This window comes from Pseudomonas sp. JE3303 (assembly GCF_056312565.1).
In genome coordinates this window covers 160874-178156 of the sequence record NZ_JBWGIF010000010.1, presented here as the reverse complement: position 1 = coordinate 178156, position 17283 = coordinate 160874, and the positions used below count along the sequence as shown (strand labels likewise).

At 64.2% G+C, this 17283-nt stretch carries 13 protein-coding genes; 8 read left to right on the top strand and 5 right to left on the bottom strand.

What is annotated here, in order from left to right; genetic code table 11:
- Positions 1-45 precede the first annotated feature (45 nt).
- Positions 46-5856, bottom strand: a complete 5811-nt coding sequence (gene mnxG, locus AC0ZZU_RS15980) for a manganese-oxidizing multicopper oxidase MnxG (RefSeq protein WP_476341988.1) — start codon at positions 5854-5856, stop codon at positions 46-48.
- A 348-nt stretch (positions 5857-6204) separates the two neighbouring features.
- Here mnxG and AC0ZZU_RS15975 point away from each other — a divergent pair, with 348 nt between their 5' ends.
- From AC0ZZU_RS15975 to AC0ZZU_RS15960, 4 genes are read left to right on the top strand one after another with little or no spacing between them, the layout of a single operon-like run.
- Positions 6205-7230, top strand: coding sequence for a polyamine ABC transporter substrate-binding protein (locus AC0ZZU_RS15975; protein ID WP_158458410.1), 1026 nt, complete (start codon positions 6205-6207; stop codon positions 7228-7230).
- A complete protein-coding gene (locus AC0ZZU_RS15970; RefSeq protein ID WP_476341987.1) occupies positions 7227-8144 on the top strand; it encodes an ABC transporter permease in 918 nt (305 codons plus the stop codon). The genes AC0ZZU_RS15975 and AC0ZZU_RS15970 overlap by 4 nt, the downstream gene beginning before the upstream one ends.
- A 6-nt stretch (positions 8145-8150) precedes the next feature.
- On the top strand, positions 8151-8960 hold the full coding sequence (locus AC0ZZU_RS15965) for an ABC transporter permease (protein ID WP_476341986.1): 810 nt from the start codon (positions 8151-8153) through the stop codon (positions 8958-8960).
- Positions 8961-8979: 19 nt separating this feature from the next.
- Positions 8980-10128, top strand: a complete 1149-nt coding sequence (locus AC0ZZU_RS15960; RefSeq protein WP_476341985.1) for an ABC transporter ATP-binding protein — start codon at positions 8980-8982, stop codon at positions 10126-10128.
- Positions 10129-10223: 95 nt separating this feature from the next.
- Here AC0ZZU_RS15960 and AC0ZZU_RS15955 read toward each other — a convergent pair whose 3' ends face one another.
- Entirely contained in the window at positions 10224-10937 is a 714-nt protein-coding gene (locus AC0ZZU_RS15955; RefSeq protein ID WP_476341984.1) for a YebC/PmpR family DNA-binding transcriptional regulator, read from the bottom strand.
- 98 nt (positions 10938-11035) lie between these two features.
- Between AC0ZZU_RS15955 and AC0ZZU_RS15950 the strand changes: the two genes are divergently transcribed.
- The 3 genes from AC0ZZU_RS15950 (at position 11036) to AC0ZZU_RS15940 (ending at position 13000) form a co-directional block, all read left to right on the top strand.
- Positions 11036-11398, top strand: a complete 363-nt coding sequence (locus AC0ZZU_RS15950) for a DUF2784 domain-containing protein (protein ID WP_476341983.1) — start codon at positions 11036-11038, stop codon at positions 11396-11398.
- 120 nt (positions 11399-11518) lie between these two features.
- Positions 11519-12355, top strand: a complete 837-nt coding sequence (locus tag AC0ZZU_RS15945; RefSeq protein WP_476341982.1) for an AraC family ligand binding domain-containing protein — start codon at positions 11519-11521, stop codon at positions 12353-12355.
- 51 nt (positions 12356-12406) lie between these two features.
- Complete coding sequence (locus tag AC0ZZU_RS15940; protein ID WP_476341981.1) at positions 12407-13000, top strand: LysE family translocator; 594 nt, start codon at positions 12407-12409, stop codon at positions 12998-13000.
- 18 nt (positions 13001-13018) lie between these two features.
- Here the strand turns inward: AC0ZZU_RS15940 and AC0ZZU_RS15935 are convergent, their stop codons facing one another.
- On the bottom strand, positions 13019-14203 hold the full coding sequence (locus AC0ZZU_RS15935; protein ID WP_476341980.1) for a sugar transporter: 1185 nt from the start codon (positions 14201-14203) through the stop codon (positions 13019-13021).
- 158 nt (positions 14204-14361) lie between these two features.
- On the bottom strand, positions 14362-15414 hold the full coding sequence (locus AC0ZZU_RS15930; protein WP_476341978.1) for an NAD(P)-dependent alcohol dehydrogenase: 1053 nt from the start codon (positions 15412-15414) through the stop codon (positions 14362-14364).
- 178 nt (positions 15415-15592) lie between these two features.
- Here AC0ZZU_RS15930 and AC0ZZU_RS15925 point away from each other — a divergent pair, with 178 nt between their 5' ends.
- A complete protein-coding gene (locus tag AC0ZZU_RS15925; protein WP_476341977.1) occupies positions 15593-16498 on the top strand; it encodes an AraC family transcriptional regulator in 906 nt (301 codons plus the stop codon).
- Positions 16499-16607: 109 nt separating this feature from the next.
- Here the strand turns inward: AC0ZZU_RS15925 and thpR are convergent, their stop codons facing one another.
- Positions 16608-17165: an RNA 2',3'-cyclic phosphodiesterase gene (gene thpR, locus AC0ZZU_RS15920; RefSeq protein WP_476341975.1), complete on the bottom strand. Its 558-nt coding sequence runs from the start codon at positions 17163-17165 to the stop codon at positions 16608-16610.
- Positions 17166-17283: the final 118 nt, after the last annotated feature.

The window sequence follows — 17283 nt, the reverse complement described above, 5'->3', positions numbered from 1 at the left end:
CTCACCCGCACCCCTGGATCACCAGGGGCGCGTCATAGTCCACCGCTACTGAGCAGCCGGTGGCGGCTCCGGTTCATCACTCACCCGCAACAGCCCCCACATGCCACCCACGTTGCCAAAGGCGGCGTAGTCCCGGTACAGGTAGTCACCGGGGATCGCGTTGCTGCCGCCGGCCGAGGGGAACATGAAGCTGAAGTGCGCGGCCGGCAATACGCTTTCCTGGGCACCGATGTACATGGCCAGCGGGTTGAAACCGAACCGTACCGAACCAATGCCTGGGTCGCGCACTGGATAACCGGAGAGATCGACCCGCTGCGCCTGGAACGGGTTGAACGCCCAGATGTGGCCATCCAGCTGGAAGGTCGCACCACGGCTACCGCCCGAAGGCATCATCACGTGGGTGCGGAACGGCTCACCCGGCTTGACCCTCAGGATCGGCGTTACCGGATCGCCACCGACCAAGGCGTTGCTGTAGGCCAGGTGCGCATTGGGCACCGCACCGAGGCCATTGCCGCCAGCCAGACCGAACGGCGCGTTAGGCGCCCGGGCGAAGCGATACCAGAGGGGCTCGGTCTTGTAGTTGATGGCCATGTCCGAGTTGTCCTTCGGATCGTTCGGGATGCCCGGCCCCTCCGACGACATGTTCTCGACCGGCTGGCCGCTGGCCCAGCGCATGTTCAAGGATTTTTGCCAGACCATGGCAAAGTCACGGTAGGCGCTCGCGCCAACAGGCTTCACCGTTGCAGAAGCACGCGAGCGCGCATCCTCTTGCCAGCTTGCCCCCTGAGGCACGATCGACATGGCGCCCACCAGCCCCTTCTGCGGCTGCTTGATCGGGTCGGCCGGCATGAGGTTCAGACCGCCGTACTCGATGGCGGTAGCCTCGATGTTGTCGACGTTGCGCCCCAGCTGCGAGGCCACCGGCTGGCCGGCGCGCTCGAAATGCCCGGCATAGTACTGGTAGGTACGGCTTGGCCAGGCACCGCTGTTGCCCAGGCGCGGTGCAACCGTCTGCACCGGGTTGATGCCGACGTTGAAGCCGTCCGACCTGGTGACGTCGTAGGTCAACAGTTGCGCATGCAAGCCGACATGGCTGGAGGGACGCATCAGGTTGTTGTTGAAGGTGGTCGAGCCTTGCGCGCCATGGCGATCGCGTTTCACCGTGCCTTGCATCACCGCGAAGTTGGGCAGGTCGGGCATGACCACCGGCAGGCGGTTTTCCAGGGTGATATTGATACAGTCGCCCGCCGCTGCGCGCAATACCAGAGGCTCCACGGGCACGCCTGGCTTCAGCTTGCCAGTGACGGGGTCCAGGTCGGCCTTGCGCACATAGAGGATCGCTGTCGGATCGTGCAGCGGGCCGGATTGCCCGCCAATGGTGAAGGTCTCGCCATCCTCCGGATCGAAGACGGTAACCTGGGGAATGGTCACCGGCCGAGGGTTGTAGACCAGCGTACCGCCCTGGGGATCGAGCGGCCCGCCGACGTGCTGGCCTGCTCCCGCCGGATCGCCGACGGTCAGGTTCAACGGGTTGGCAAGAATGTCATTGGCCAGCGCCGCGACGATTTCATAGTCGCGCTGCACGGTGGGCCGGGTACCGACGCCGTTGGCGTTGGCCGTGCTCCGTGGGCACACGCCGTTGAAACTCACCGTATTGCGCCCCACTACCGGCCGTGGGTTGTTGGGCACCGGGAACAGGTCATTGCGCGGCAGGGTGTAGTTGCGCATGACGCCCCACAACCCGCTCCAGTACCCCTCGAGCGAAGCGTCCATGGAATACAGGTAGTCTCCGGTATCCTGACTGGCGCTGGACATCATCGTGACCGGAGCCATGAAGCCGAGCTGCTCGGAGATGCCCACCATCTGCGCGGCCTTCCAACCGGTATTGGAGCTGTTGCCGAAACCGCTCCCGGAATGCAGCCATTTCACGCCGTGGAGCGTGACGTTGTGTTCCTCCTCGTGGCCACCGGCGTTGATCCGCAACCGCACATTGTCGCCTGAATAGGTACGCAACATCGGCGTGAACGGATCGCCCGGCAAGTCGCCACGGTTGACGTGGGGCGGGAATCGCGTGCTGCCGCCGGTCGGCCCCGTCGCCTCGGTGATTTTGCTCGGTGCCATGTTCATCGCAGGGATCACGCGGTCGGTACGGCTTTGCAGGGCGTGGGCGAGGTCGCCACCGAGGCCATCGGCCTGCATGCCGGGCTTGCCATCGGGCGCCGTTTTACCTGGATGATAGATGCGCATCCCCAAGGGCTCATGCCGGTAGTTGACCACGAAGATGCCTGGGTCGGAGGCCGAGATAGCCTGCGGGCAAGGCCGCAGTGGGCACGTCAGCAGTTCGCCACTGGCAGCCTCCAATACCGAGTCGAGCAGGTTGGCAGCGTTGATTCGTCCCGGTGGGTTGATGGCAAAGCGGAAGCTGTCCGCAGTGGCCGGGTAGGCTGCCGGGTTGGGGATCCCATCAGGGCCTGCACCCACATACACCCCTGCTTCATAGGCATGCTGATAGTCGCTGTATTCCAGGAAGAACTCGCGGAAGCTGTCGTTCTTGCCATCGCCGTTGAGATCGCCGGTGGAGATCACTGCTTGCCAGGAAGTCGGACCGCCGTCCTGGCGACCACCGCCGTTGTATAAAGGCTCGCCCGTCTCTGCGTGGAACCAGGTGGAACCGGCGGGTTCGGCGAGCACAGTGGCATAGAGGCCGATCTGCTGATGGGTGGAGGGGCCGAAATGGTCATGGGTAAAAATGTTGCCCAGGCCACGGTCGATGTTGTGGGCGTTCACTACAGGGTCGGCGAACCATCGCTGCAGGGTGGTGCGCGCGCCCAGCCAGTCAGCGCGGTTGAACTGCCCGAAGTACGGGTGGGCCTTGGCGACTGGACAATCTGGCGTCGCCTCGCGTGAATCGCCAGTGGTGCAACCGTTGTAGGCCCTGATGGCATGAATACGTTCGACAACGCTTGAGGGCGATAGCACCCCATCTTCATAGTTCCAGCCATTGGCCGCGCCATCGGCGGAGGTCAGGTCCCATTTTGGCAGGTGGATGTGCTGGCCGATGATGTCGGTGGGGGTGCGGACCTGGTAGTCATCCATCTCGTACACCGCCGGTACCAGGTTGGTGTGCTGGTACATGGTGCAGTCAAAGGTGTTCATGCGCATGACCAGAGGTTCAGGTGGACGCTGCTTGTTGATCACTGGCCAAGCGTCTTCCCACAGCGTCAGGATCCGGGTCTGCGGGAAGTGATAGCCGACCTTGTTGAACACCGCGTCGAACTGGATGTTGGCCCCTTTGTACACGCGCGGATGGTCGGCACTGTAGGTGGAGAAACCGGTGAAGGACTGACCGTCCAGCCGCTCGCCGCTGTTGAAGAAGCCTGCCCCGGCGCTGCGGGTCATGCGCTTTTGCCGATCATCCATGCACGGCTCGAAAAATGGCGCCCCTGCGACCGGCGGCGCGCCGTTGGTGAGGAAATTGCGCGCCTGCAATTCGCCGTTAGGCAATGCGGCGTAGCTGGCATGCGCAGGCTGTGCGTGGAACGACATCGCGGATTGCTCGACCTCGGTGCCCTCCTCGGGGAAATAAACAGGCTTGGCGCGAAGCACTTCCTTGCTCATGTCCAGCGCACTGGTTGCCACGTGCGCCTCGCCCCCGGCCGCCCAGCCATCGAGTGCATGCCGAGGCAGGCCACCGTCCCAGCCACCTGCCTGGGCAGGGTCGAGCGCTGCCCAGAGGGCCTTGCCTGAATCGCGCAACGACTGGGCCTTCTGCGCGTCGAGCATATCCAGTGGCGGCGTGGGCGGTCGTTGGCCAACGGTGCTTTCCAGGCCACCGATCCAGAACGGATAACCGGGGTTTTTCAGGCTGCCATCGGCATTGCGGTTGGCGTCGTTGCGCTCGACCAATGCCAACGACCCGACAACACGCCCTTGGCCATCCTCGCCAGGTTCGGCACCTGCGACCTGCTCGGTGCTGAACTTGGGAACCACCACAACCTTGCCAGGCATCGGCGGCAAGGCCTTGCCGGGCAACGGCACAATGGCGGGGATTGGCGTGCCGGCGACAATCTCGCCATCTGGCAGGGCTCGCGATTGCCGAGCCGGAAGGCCGCTGCGCAAGCCAAAGGGTTCCTCATGGTAGCCCCTCTTGCCGTCATCGCTGACGGCCAGCCGGGTGCCCTCCTCGAAGACATCGTGGATGCGCCACATTGCCCACATGCCTTGGGCGAAATGTGGGTAGAAATGGCAGTGGTAGATGGCATCGCCCACCACGCGGTTGCGGTTGCCCGACCCGCCGTTGGCGATTTCATAGGTATAGCCCGACCCCGGCCCGATCCCCTGGGCATCCATGTAGTCGGAGTTGTCATCGTTGGGGTTGAACAACCACTGGTGACCATGCAGGTGGAACACATGCTGCTCGTAACCCACGCTGATATTGCGGAACTTGACCGCGTCGCCCAGGTAGCTGTGATTGACGTTGGAGGGTTCGGCCGGATACAGCGCCATGCTTGCCTTGATACCAACGCTTTGCGCCGCTGGCACCTGCCCAGGGGCGAGCCGTTCGAGACCGACGTTGGCCGGCACGTCCACCAGCATGGCGATATCACCCACCGTGTGTGCACTGAGGAAGAATTCTTCGTAAGAGCAGGACAGGCAGTCATGCATCGGCCCGACGCCCAGGCGGTTGGCAATCACCTCGGCGCCCATGCCGCCAGAACCATAGTTGACCATGAACGCATCGCGAGCGGGGTCGAGCATCTGGCCAAATACCGGGTCGGCCCAATAGCCGGGAAATGCCTGGACCACAGCCGACTGGTCATGGAACGCTGAGGCAAAGTCGCGGAACGGTTCCAATCGGTTGGGAATCGAGGGATTGCGCTTGCCCTGGCTCTCCAGCGGATAGGTAGACGCGGGGAAACGCCCGTCGCTATTCGGGCCCATGACCACGGCATCAGCATTGCTGGCAATGATCTCGCTGCCATCGACCATGTTGAGAATCGGCTTGCCGGCCCGGCCTTCCGACACCCACGGCTCACGGGTCGGGTAGCGCGCTTCGTAATTGATGATCGGCTGCCCGGCGGGTGTGCGCCCGCGCGTGGCCAGGCGCATGTCTTCCTCGGTCACCGTGTTGCGGTAGGCACGTCCCCCCTTGGGCAGGACCACCAACTGGCCAAACAGGCCATTGCTCACGTTGCCGGCCGTTCCCTCTCCGCCGAAGGTCGCGCCGTAGCTGGTGGCCACGAAAGTGCCCTCGCGCTCGGCATGGAGGGTATAGCTTCGGCTTTCACCCGGTGCGAGCAACGTGTTGTCATTGCGCCCGGTGCTGGCAGCGATGTCATTGATCGAATTTACAGCCTGCAGGCCGGTGACCTGAAAGCCGACATGGCGGTCCAGCACCTGGTTGTCGACGTGTAGCTCCCCGCCGACTTCGCCCTCCGGGTGATCTTCGCCATTTGGATTGGCCTCGAAGGCCAGCAGGTTCTGCAAATTGACCTTGAGGCAATCACCCGCGGCGACCCGCAGTACCAAGGGCCTTGGGCGCTTGTCCGCGCGCAGGATGACCTGCCCTGGAACCGCCGCGCCGCCCTGGGTCAGCAATACCCCATTGGTGTCCACGACATCCTGGCGCAAGGCGTACATCATGCCATTGACGTTCTGCGCCCCGAGCCGGTTGAACATCAGCGGCTGGTCCATGGCCACCACATTCGCTACCAATGTTCGCTGACACTGGACCTCGGCATGCGCCGAGGGGATGGCTACAAGCCCCAGGGCACCGATCAGCCCAGCCAGGAACGGCAGTTTCAACCCAACGTTACTGCCTTTGATAACCCAGCCATGAGGCGCGTGCCTACCCATTGCTTGTGTCCTCCAGGTCGTTCATGCCTTGGAATACACAGACAGCTAGCAAGCTCCATGCCACATAAAAATTCGTTTTGATTCATAAGCTTGTGTAAATCGACGTGAATAGCCGCGTCTTATCCCCCCCCACTCCCCAGTGGTGGGCAAGGTAGGGTGATAGCCGGTCACTCAACACCTCTTGCCAAAATCTTGGAATACCATAATATGATATCCCGTAGACCTTGAACTTGCAGGCCGGCATCTACAATCACAACGGCCACCAGACACTTTGTAAAAGCTGCTCCCCGAACACATGGCGGGTGACAGACACCCGCCTCGAATAACAAAAGTAACGAGGGCGTAACCATGCTGTTGAGCAAACGTGTAAGCGCAGTGCTGTCCGCCAGCCTGCTGACCCTGTCGTGCCAGGCCGCACTGGCCGCCGACAGCCTTAACTTCGTCAGCTGGGGTGGCTCCACCCAGGACGCCCAGAAGCAGGCATGGGCCGAGCCGTTCACCGACAGCAGCAAGATCAAGGTCGTGCAGGACGGTCCGACCGACTACGGCAAGCTCAAGGCCATGGTCGAGAGCGGCAACGTGCAGTGGGACGTGGTCGACGTCGAAGCCGACTTTGCCCTGCGCGCCGCCGCCGAAGGCCTGCTCGAACCGCTGGACTTCAACACCATCAAGCGCGACCGAATCGACCCGCGCTTCGTGTCCGACCATGGCGTCGGCTCGTTCTTCTTCTCCTTTGTCCTCGGTTACAACGAAGGCAAGCTCGGTGCCAACAAGCCCGTCGACTGGTCGGCGCTGTTCGACACCAAGACCTACCCTGGCAAGCGCGCGCTCTACAAATGGCCAAGCCCTGGCGTGCTGGAACTGGCGTTGCTGGCTGACGGCGTAGCCGCCGACAAGCTCTACCCGCTGGACCTGGACCGAGCCTTCAAGAAACTCGACACCATCAAGAAAGACATCGTCTGGTGGGGCGGCGGTGCGCAGTCGCAGCAGCTGCTGGCCTCAGGTGAAGCGTCGCTGGGTCAATTCTGGAACGGCCGGGTGTACGCCCTGCAGCAGGATGGTGCGCCGGTCGGCGTGAGCTGGAAGCAGAACCTGGTCATGGCTGATTTCCTGGTCATCCCCAAGGGCGCCAAGAACAAGGATGCGGCCATGAAGTTCCTGGCCAACGCCAGCAGCCCCGAAGGCCAGGCCGAGTTCGCCAACCTCACGGCCTACGCGCCGGTCAACCTGGACAGCGTGCCGAAGCTCAAGTCCGACCTTGCCGCCAACCTGCCGACCGCCTACGCCCAGGACCAGGTGACCCTGGACTTCGCCTACTGGGCGAAGAACGGCCAGGCCATCGCCGCGCGCTGGAATGAGTGGCTGGTCAAATGAAAGTCGCCATCAACGCCCTGCAAAACGCGCAAGGTGCCCCCACGGGCGCCGGCGCACCGGGAACGGCCCCACGCCGCGTCAGCATGAGCCAACGCTGGAAAGGTAGCCGCAACCTGCTGCCGGCCCTGCTGTTTCTTGGCTTGTTCTTCTTCGCCCCGCTGATCGGCCTGCTGCTGCGCGGAGTGCTGGAGCCCGTGCCCGGCCTGGGCAACTACGAGCAGTTGTTCGCCAACTCGGCCTATGCCCGCGTGCTGTTCAACACCTTCTCGGTGGCCGGTGTGGTAACCCTGATCAGCGTGCTTCTGGGTTTCCCGCTGGCCTGGGCGATTACCCTCGTGCCCAACGGCTGGGGACGCTGGCTGTTGAACATCGTGCTGTTGTCGATGTGGACCAGCCTGCTGGCCCGCACCTACTCCTGGCTGGTGCTGCTGCAGAGCTCGGGCGTGATCAACAAGGCGTTGATGGCAATGGGGATCATCGATACCCCGCTGGAAATGGTGCACAACCTGACCGGCGTAGTGATCGGCATGAGCTACATCATGATCCCGTTCATCGTGCTGCCGCTGCAGGCGACCATGCACGCCATCGACCCGATGGTGCTGCAGGCCGGTTCCATCTGCGGCGCCAGCCCCTGGACCAACTTCTGGAAGGTGTTCCTGCCGCTGTGCCGCTCGGGGCTGTTCTCCGGGGCGCTGATGGTGTTCGTGATGTCGCTCGGCTACTACGTGACCCCGGCGCTGCTCGGTGGCGCGCAGAACATGATGCTGCCCGAGTTCATCATCCAGCAGGTGCAGTCGTTCCTCAACTGGGGCCTGGCCAGCGCCGCCGCCGCACTGCTGGTGGTGATCACCCTGGTGCTCTTCTACCTGTACCTGAAGCTGCAGCCGGAATCCCCGGTCGGCAACGCGAGGTAATCCGCCATGCTCCTTTCACCCAATGCCATGGGTCGCCCGCTGCGTACGGGCCTGTACGTGACCACCGGGATCATCGCCGCCTTCCTGCTGCTGCCCGTGGTGTTCATCGTGTTGCTGTCGTTCGGTTCCTCGCAGTGGCTGGTATTCCCGCCGCCGGGCTGGACCTTCAAGTGGTACGGCCAGTTCTTCTCCAACCCCGAGTGGATGGATGCCGCCCTGGCCAGCCTCAAGGTCGCCGTGCTCACCACCGTCGCCGCCGTGCTACTGGGCCTGCCCACTGCATTCGCGCTGGTGCGCGGGCGCTTCCCGGGCCGCGAGATGCTCTACGGCCTGTTCACCATGCCAATGATCGTGCCGCTGGTGATCATTGCCGTCGCGGTGTACGCGCTGTTCCTCAAGCTTGGCTACACCGGCACGCTGTTCGCCTTCGTGGTCAGCCACGTGATCGTCGCCCTGCCCTTCACCATCATCTCGATCATCAACTCGCTCAAGCTGTTCGACCAGTCGATCGAGGATGCCGCGGTGATCTGTGGTGCCTCTCGCCTGCAGGCGATCTTCAAGGTGACGTTCCCCGCCATTCGCCCGGGGATGATTGCCGGCGGCCTGTTCGCCTTTCTCGTCTCGTGGGACGAAGTGGTGCTCAGCGTGATGATGGCGAGCCCCGAACTGCAGACCCTGCCGGTGAAGATGTGGACCACCCTGCGCCAGGACCTTAGCCCGGTCATTGCCGTCGCCTCGACGCTGCTGATCGGCCTGTCGCTTCTTGTCATGGTTATTGCCGCCGCCTTGCGCCGGCGCACCGAAGTCAACGCCTGAGCGCGCGGAGAGAACAACAATGAGTGCAATGATCAAAGACAGCGCGCACAACAAGACCCTGGTCAGCCTGCGCGGCCTGAACAAGCACTACGGCGACTTTACCGCCGTGGACAATCTCGACCTGGAGATCCAGGACGGCGAGTTCCTGACCTTTCTAGGCTCCAGCGGCTCGGGCAAGTCGACCACCCTGTCGATGCTGGCCGGCTTCGAGACCCCGAGCAGCGGCGAGATCCTGGTCGAGGGCCAGTCGCTGGTGAACGTGCCACCGCACAAGCGCGACATCGGCATGGTGTTCCAGCGCTATTCCTTGTTCCCGCACCTCAACGTGCGCGACAACATTGCGTTTCCCCTGGCCATTCGCAAACTGGCCTCCGCCGAGATCAACAAGCGCGTGGACGCCATGCTCAAGCTGGTGCAGCTGGAGAAGTTCGCCCACCGCAAGCCCTCGCAGATGTCCGGGGGGCAACAGCAACGCGTGGCGATCGCCCGCGCGCTGGTCTATGAACCACGCATTCTGCTGATGGACGAACCGCTCGGCGCCCTGGACAAGAAGCTGCGCGAGGACCTCCAGGACGAGCTGCGCCTGCTGCACCGTCGACTGGGCATCACCATCGTCTACGTGACCCATGACCAGGAAGAAGCCATGCGCCTGTCCCAGCGCATCGCCATCTTCAGCCATGGCAAGATCGTCGGCCTGGGCAGTGGCTATGACCTCTACCAGAGTCCGCCCAATGCCTTCGTCGCCTCGTTCCTGGGCAACTCCAACTTCCTGCGCATCAAGGCCAACAGCAACGGTGCGGCCAGCTTCGAAGGCCAGCCGGTGTCGATCCGCCTGACCCCGGGCCTGGCGGCGCAACAGGACGTGCTGCTGATGGTACGACCCGAGAAAGCCTTGGCCCTGAGCGTCGAGCAAGCCGCGCGCGAACCGCTGCCGGCCGGCTGGAACGAAGTGTCGGCCAAGGTTGGCGAGGTGTTGTTCCTGGGTGAAAGCCAGACCTGCCACGTGATGACGGCTGGAGGGACCGAGATGACGGTCAAGGCGCTGTCGGCGGCGGGGATGCCGATGCAGCCGGGCGATACCGTGAAGGTGCGCTGGGCAACGGCGGATGCCTGCGTGTATACCGAATGGGCCGAAAGCGACCTCAGCAAGGCCGCCGGCGCGCATTGATCCTGTGGGATCACCGCAGATCCATGTAGGAGCCAATATGGCTGGCTCCTACGATGACCTGGGTGCAAGACAGCCGCCCCCCAAGGTGATTCTACTCAGTCAGACAGGCCGACGTAGACGTTCTGCACATCATCGTTGTCGTCGATATTGCCCAGGAACTCTTCGACTTCCGCCAACTGCTCGGCCGTCAGGCTGCCCGCGCTGACCGGGTTCTTCGGGGTGTAGCCGATCTTCGCCGCGCTGACCTTGAAGCCGAATTCAGGCAGTGCCTTCTGCACGGCATCCAGGTCGGTGGTTTCGGTGATGAACAGCGTCGAACCCTCTTCTTCGCCCGCCTCGAAGTCCTGGGCGCCGGCCTCGATGGCGGCCAGCTCAGGATCGGCATCGGCGGCTTCAGGGCTAGCCTCGATCAGGCCTACATGGTTGAAGTCCCAGGCCACCGAACCGCTGGCACCCAGCTGGCCCTTGCGGAACAGCACGCGGATCTGCGCGACGGTGCGGTTGACGTTGTCGGTGAGGCATTCGACGATCAATGGCACCTGGTGCGGCGCGAAACCTTCGTAGGTCACGGCGGTGTATTGCACCTGGTCGCCGTCCAGGCCGGCGCCCTTGCGGATCGCACGCTCCAGGGTCTCGCGGGTCATCGAGGCCTTCTTGGCCTGCTCCACGGCCAGGCGCAGGCGCGGGTTCATGTCAGGATCGGCGCCGGATTTGGCGGCGATCTGAATTTCCTTGGCCAGCTTGCCCATGATCTTGCCCTTGGCATTGGCTGCGGCTTCTCTATGCTTGGCTTTCCACTGTGCGCCCATCTCGGTTCTCTTGCTCCTGGTGCCGGTTCAGGAAGCGACCGGCAAAGTAGTGGAGTTTAATCGTTGGTAAGGATTTCGCCTACTGCGAGGAGCCCACGATGCTGATCCGCCTCACCGCCGACGCGCTTGTGCTCCTGCACCTGGCCTTCATCCTGCTGGTGCTGTTCGGCGGCCTGCTGGTACTCAGATGGCGCGGTGCGGTGTTCGTCCATCTTCCCGCCCTGGCCTGGGGAATGGCGGTGGAGTGCCTGCACCTGGATTGCCCGCTGACCGACTGGGAAAACCGCACCCGCCTGGCCGCGGGCCAGGCGGGCTATCAGGGCGGGTTCGTCGACCACTACATATGGCCGCTGATCTACCCGGCCGGCCTTACGCCGCAGATCCAGGTGCTGCTGGGCGCATTCGTGCTGCTGTTCAACCTGGGCGTCTACGGCTATGTCATCTGGCGCTGGCGCCGCTGACGGGACGCGATCACAGACCAGTCGATCCCACAGCCAACCCATGACGCTGCTCAAATGTTCTAAATCTCCTGGTTCCTGGCGCGGTATCCTCTCACCCCCCACGCACCCGGAGCCCCGACCGTGCCTTCGCGCAACTGGATCGACCTCAGCCAGGACGCCGACACCGGCATCGAGTCGCTGCGCGCGCATTTCACCGGGCACGCGTACGATCCACACTGGCACGACAGCTACCTGATCGGAATCACGGAACAGGGCGTCCAGCAATTCAACTGTCGGCGCGAACGGCACAACAGCACCCCAGGCCAGGTGTTCATGCTCGAGCCGGGCGAACTCCACGACGGCCGGGCGCCGACCGAGGACGGCTTCACCTACTCGATGCTCTACCTCGACCCGAACTGGCTGGAGCGGGAGGTGCGCGCGTTGTTCGAGCAGGCGCCGACCGATGCCCTGCCCAGCTTCGGCGCCACCCTGCTGCGCGATGGGCAACTGGCAGCCGCCACGTTCAACGCATTCCAGGCACTGCACGGGAAAGAGCCGCGCATGGTCCGCCAGGCGGCCCTGGACGCGCTGCTCGTCACACTCACCCAGCACCTGCACTGGCGCAAACGCCTGAACCCCGACCCGCGACTGCCAAGGGTCGCGCAGGTGGCCCGCGATTACCTGCACGCGCATCTCGATCGGGATATCGGCCTGGACGAACTGGCAGACGCCTGCGGAGTCGATCGTTTTCGCCTGAGCCGTGCGTTCAAGAGCGCCTTCGGCCTGGCGCCGCACGCGTACCTCATCCAGCTGCGCCTGGCCCATGCGCGCCAGCGGCTGGCACGCGGCGAGAGCCCGGCCCAGGTCGCCACGGCGCTTGGCTTCGCTGATCAGAGCCACTTGGGCCGCTGGTTTCGCCGCGCCTATCAGCTGACCCCGGCCGACTACCGCCGCCGCTGCTCAAAGCTTCCAGACTGAGCGTGAAGCCGACTTCAACATGGCAGGCTCATTCCCTTGAGCCAGCCTGTCATGTTGCCCAATCTCCTGCCCTTTACCCTCTTCGCCCTGGTCGCCTCGCTCACGCCGGGGCCGACCAACCTGCTGGTCCTCGGCCATGGCGCGCGCTTCGGCCTGCGTGCCACCTTGCCGCTGGTGCTCGCCGCATGCCTGGCCGCCGCCGCCATCGTACTCATGGTCGGGCTGGGGCTCGGCGAAGTGCTGCTGCGCTACCCGCGGGTGCAACAGGTGATGAGCTGGCTGGGCGTGCTCTGGCTCAGCTGGCTGGCCTGGCAACTGTGGCGGGTTGCGGGCGAGCCCCTGCAGGCGGCACGGCAGCGAAACCTGGGCGCCGTGGGCGCTGCCCTGCTGCAGGTGGTCAACCCGAAGGTCTGGTTGATGGCGGTCGCGGTGATCGGCGTGTTCGCAGGTCATTCGGACAGCAGCACCCGAGTACTGCAGCTGTCGCTGATCTTTCTGCTGATGGCCTTGCCTTGCATGACCGCCTGGGCGCTGCTGGGAGTCGGCAGCGCCCGCTGGTTGCAGTCGCCGCAGCGATTGCGGCGGTTCAATCAGGTGCTGGCCATGCTGCTGCTGGCATCCGCGTGGATGGCAATGGTGCTTTGAACCGAGGGGCGAGAGGGTTCAGCCCTCCTGCGCCGCCCCTGCGAAGCGGCGCCTGGCGCTCAGGCACAGCAGCAACCCGCCTACCGCCAGTGCGCCGCCTACCAGTCCGATATTGGCAACGCCGATCTGGCTGCTGACGATGCTGCCCAGCAGCGCGCCACCACCGATGCCGATGTTGTAGATGCCCGAGAACAGCGCCATGGCCACGTCCGTGGCATCGTTCGCGAGCTTGAGGGTGCGCGACTGCAACGCCAGGCTGAAGCTCAGGATGGAAATGCCCCAGAACACGCTGACGGTTGCCAGGCTGAAGAAGCTTGCCGATAGCGGCAGCAGCAACAGCAGGCACGCCGCCAGCCCGGCGATCGAACCGATCAGGAAGCCCTGCGGGAAGCGGTCGCTGTAGCGGCTGAACAGCACCGAACCCACCAGCCCGGCGCCGCCGAACAGCAACAGCAACAGCGTGATGCGGTCGCCACTGATGTGCGCGACATGCAGCGCGAACGGCTCGACGTAGCTGTAGGCGGTGAACTGCGCGGTAATCACCAGCGCCACCAGCACATACACGGTCACCAGCGCCGGCCGCTTGAACAGCATCGGCAGGCTGCGAAGCGATCCCGAATTCTGGCTTGGCAGCAGGGGCAGCGACTTGAGCAGGCAAAGCATGGTCGCCAGCGCTACGCCCGAGATGCACAGGAAGGTCACCCGCCAGCCCAACGCTTCGCCCACCACACGCCCCAGGGGAATGCCCAGGACCATGGCCAGCGTAGTGCCGGTGGCCAGCAGGCCAAGCGCTTTCGACTGCTGGCCCGCCGGCGCCACGCGCACGGCAAGCGAGGCCGTGATGGCCCAGAACACCGCATGGGACAAGGCGATGCCGATACGGCTGACCAGCAGCATGGCGAAACTCTGCGCCAGCCACGACAGCAGGTGACTGACGATGAACACCCCGAACACCAGCATCAGCAGGCGCCGGCGCTCCATGTTGCGGGTGAGCAGCATCATCGGCAGCGAGGCCAGCGCCACCACCCAGGCATAGATGGTCAGCATCAGCCCGACCTGGGCCGTGGTCATGTCAAAGCTGCGGCCGATGTCGCTGAGCAAGGCCACCGGGACGAACTCGGTGGTATTGAAGATGAACGCGGCGAGAGCCAGGGCGATGACGCTCAGCCAGCTTCCGGCGTGGGCGGGTGTGGAACTGTTCATGGTTTGCGCTGGAGACTCCGGAAACAGGACAGGCAAACGCTCGCCGCCACGTCCGGAGACAGGGCAGGCGAGCGTCGGTTGATTATTGGAAGGATGGCCGGCATGTTACGCGCCCCCCTCCCGCCTCACAACCTCAGCCTTCAGCTGGAGCGTATGGCTCAGGCCTTCAGCGTCGCCATGTCGATCACGAAACGGTACTTCACATCACCTGCGATCATGCGGGTGTAGGCTTCGTTGATGTTACGGATGTCGAGCATCTCGATGTCGCAGGTGATGCCATGCTCGGCGCAGAAATCCAGCACTTCCTGGGTTTCGGCGATGCCACCGATCAGCGAGCCTGCCAGGACGCGGCGCTTCATTACCAGGTTGGCGGCATGCAGGGCCGGGTCGACCGGTTCGATCAGGCCGACGAGAATGTGCACGCCGTCGAACTTGAGGGTTTCCAGGTACGGGTTCAGGTCATGCTGGACCGGGATGGTGTCGAGCAGGAAGTCGAAACGACCGGCCGCATCACGCATCTGCGACGCATCGGTGGACACGATCACATGGTCAGCGCCTTGGCGGAGGGCTTCCTCGGCCTTGGCCTGGGAGCGGGTGAACAGGGTCACTTCAGCGCCCATGGCCTTGGCGAACTTGATGCCCATGTGACCCAGGCCGCCCATGCCGAGGATGCCGACCTTGTGGCCCGGCTTGACGCCGTAGTGCTTGAGCGGCGAGTAGGTGGTGATGCCGGCGCAGAGGATCGGCGCGGCGCTTGGCAGGTCGAGGGCGGCAGGAATGCGCACCACGAAATGCTCGCTGACCACGATGCTGCTCGAGTAACCGCCCATGGTGTTGCTGCCGTCGACCCGGTCAGGGGTGGCGTAGGTCATGGTCGGGCCTTCGAGGCAGTACTGCTCCAGGTCTGCGGCGCAGGCCTCGCAGTGGCGGCAGGAGTCGACCATGCAGCCGACGCCGACCAGGTCACCGACCTGATACTGGCTGACGCTGGAACCGACCGCGGTTACCCGGCCGACGATCTCGTGACCCGGCATCAGCGGGTAGACCGCGATGCCCCACTCGTTGCGCGCCTGGTGGATGTCGGAGTGGCAGACGCCGCAGTAGAGGATGTCGATGGCGACGTCGTCGGCACGCGGGCTGCGGCGCTCGAAGGTCATGGGCGCCAGGGGGGCGGTGGGCGACTGGGCGGCGTAACCGATGGCTGTGTACATGCAGAACCTCGCAAGGCGTGAATAATCGAGGCGGCGCATTGTGCGCGCGAGGCGTATCCAGGCCCACAGCGGATTCTCCGGCAGTCATGCCTGATTCTCCGAACCTTGTCGGAGCCGGCTGCCAGCAGGCGGCAAGTCTGCGATGATGCAACTGTCTGATTCTCTGTCCAGAGCTGCCATGCACCTGACCCGTCATCTCGATGCCAACGCCGCCCTCTGCGCCCTCATCGAACCTCTGGCCACGCGCCAGGGCTTCGTCGACACCGCCCTGCCCGGCGTGCAGGTGTTGTCGTGGAGCCACTATGTGGCGAGCAGCCCGCAGATCTACGAGCCCAGCCTGATGATCCTCGCCCAGGGCAGCAAGCTCGCGCGGCTGGGCCCGCGCACGCTGGAATACGGCGCTGGGCATTATCTGGTGCAGGCGCTGTCGGTGCCGTTCATGTGCGAAACCTTCGCCACCCCCGAAGAGCCGCTGCTCGGGGTCGCAGTGGACATCGACCGGGCGGTGCTCGGCGAGCTGGTTCAGAGCATGGGCCTGCCACCTGATCCGGCCGTGCAGGCGCAGACCCCTCAGTCCATGACCTCGGCCGCGCTGGATACTGCCATGCGCGACAGCGTCGAGCGCCTGCTGCAATGCCTGCAACATCCGCTTGATGCCCAGGTTCTCGGCCCGGGCCGGGTGCGCGAAGTGCTCTATACCGCCTTGCGCGGCCCCCAGGCAGGCGTATTGCGGGCGCTGGTGGAGCAGCAAGGCCACTTTGCCCGCATCGGCGCCGCCCTCGCCCACCTGCGCGAGCACTATGCCGAACCGTTGGGCGTGGATGGGCTCGCCAGCCGCGCCAACATGAGCGTCTCGACGTTTCACGAGCACTTCAAGCGCTGCACGGACATGGCGCCGATGCAGTATCTCAAGCGCCTGCGCCTGCTCAAGGCCCAGCAGATGCTGATCGGCGAAGGCCTGGGCGTCGCCCAGGTAGCGCACCGGGTGGGCTACCAGAGCACCTCGCAGTTCAGCCGCGAGTACAAGCGCCAGTTCGAGCGCAGCCCCGGGGAAGAGCAGCCCTACCAGAGTTTGCCAGTGTAGGAACGGCCTCGTGCCGGGACGCCGGACCGCGCGAAAGGGCCGCAAAGCGGCCCCAAAATCCCAAGACCCACACAGCAATCCCAGACCGCAACATACCCATTGTCATAAGCTACAGTTCAGCGCCCCCCCCCAACACCCACTGCCCCAGCGGCCAGTAACGCCCCTTGCGCGACTCGAACAAAGTGAAGTGCCGCGCCGCCAGGAAGAAATCCGGCGCCACTGCCGCCTCCGGCACCTCGCCGCGAAAATCCCGCGACAAGGTCAGGTGCGGGCGAAACTCGCGCGCCTGCTCGATGAAGCCCAACGGCAACAATGCCTGCTGCAGCGCGTAGACCAGCTGGCGCAAGGCCGGCGGCGTCTGCTCGGGCGCCAGCACCAGCACGTCGGAGCGCTTCCAGGCCTGTAGCTGGTCCAGCACCAGCCGCAGCGGCGCGGGTGGCAGCTTGAGGCCATCGACCGCTGCGCAGATCGCCGGCACCTGCGCGGTCTCGACATCCCCCAGGAACAGCAAGGTCAGGTGGAAGTTTTCAGCCGGTACCGGCTTGCCATTGCGCAGGCCAAGGTCACGCCGCCACTGGGCGATCGCCCTGCGTTGGGATTCGGCGCAATCCAATGCGAAGAACAGGCGCTTGAAGGGTTCGCCCTTGTCCCGTGACGGCAATGCCATGGCCTCGCTCCCTTTTCAAAGTACACCGCAAACCTTTGCGACTAGCACCAATGTCTCACATCAATGACATAACATTTAGTACAAACCCCGGATGCGATTGTTTATGCTGGCTGCCTAA

Coding starts and splice junctions, on each gene's coding strand:
- mnxG (WP_476341988.1), bottom strand. CDS start 5,856: ATGGGTAGGCACGCGCCTCATGGCTGGGTTATCAAAGGCAGTAACGTT.
- AC0ZZU_RS15975 (WP_158458410.1), top strand. CDS start 6,205: ATGCTGTTGAGCAAACGTGTAAGCGCAGTGCTGTCCGCCAGCCTGCTG.
- AC0ZZU_RS15970 (WP_476341987.1), top strand. CDS start 7,227: ATGAAAGTCGCCATCAACGCCCTGCAAAACGCGCAAGGTGCCCCCACG.
- AC0ZZU_RS15965 (WP_476341986.1), top strand. CDS start 8,151: ATGCTCCTTTCACCCAATGCCATGGGTCGCCCGCTGCGTACGGGCCTG.
- AC0ZZU_RS15960 (WP_476341985.1), top strand. CDS start 8,980: ATGAGTGCAATGATCAAAGACAGCGCGCACAACAAGACCCTGGTCAGC.
- AC0ZZU_RS15955 (WP_476341984.1), bottom strand. CDS start 10,937: ATGGGCGCACAGTGGAAAGCCAAGCATAGAGAAGCCGCAGCCAATGCC.
- AC0ZZU_RS15950 (WP_476341983.1), top strand. CDS start 11,036: ATGCTGATCCGCCTCACCGCCGACGCGCTTGTGCTCCTGCACCTGGCC.
- AC0ZZU_RS15940 (WP_476341981.1), top strand. CDS start 12,407: ATGTTGCCCAATCTCCTGCCCTTTACCCTCTTCGCCCTGGTCGCCTCG.
- AC0ZZU_RS15935 (WP_476341980.1), bottom strand. CDS start 14,203: ATGAACAGTTCCACACCCGCCCACGCCGGAAGCTGGCTGAGCGTCATC.
- AC0ZZU_RS15930 (WP_476341978.1), bottom strand. CDS start 15,414: ATGTACACAGCCATCGGTTACGCCGCCCAGTCGCCCACCGCCCCCCTG.
- AC0ZZU_RS15925 (WP_476341977.1), top strand. CDS start 15,593: ATGCACCTGACCCGTCATCTCGATGCCAACGCCGCCCTCTGCGCCCTC.
- thpR (WP_476341975.1), bottom strand. CDS start 17,165: ATGGCATTGCCGTCACGGGACAAGGGCGAACCCTTCAAGCGCCTGTTC.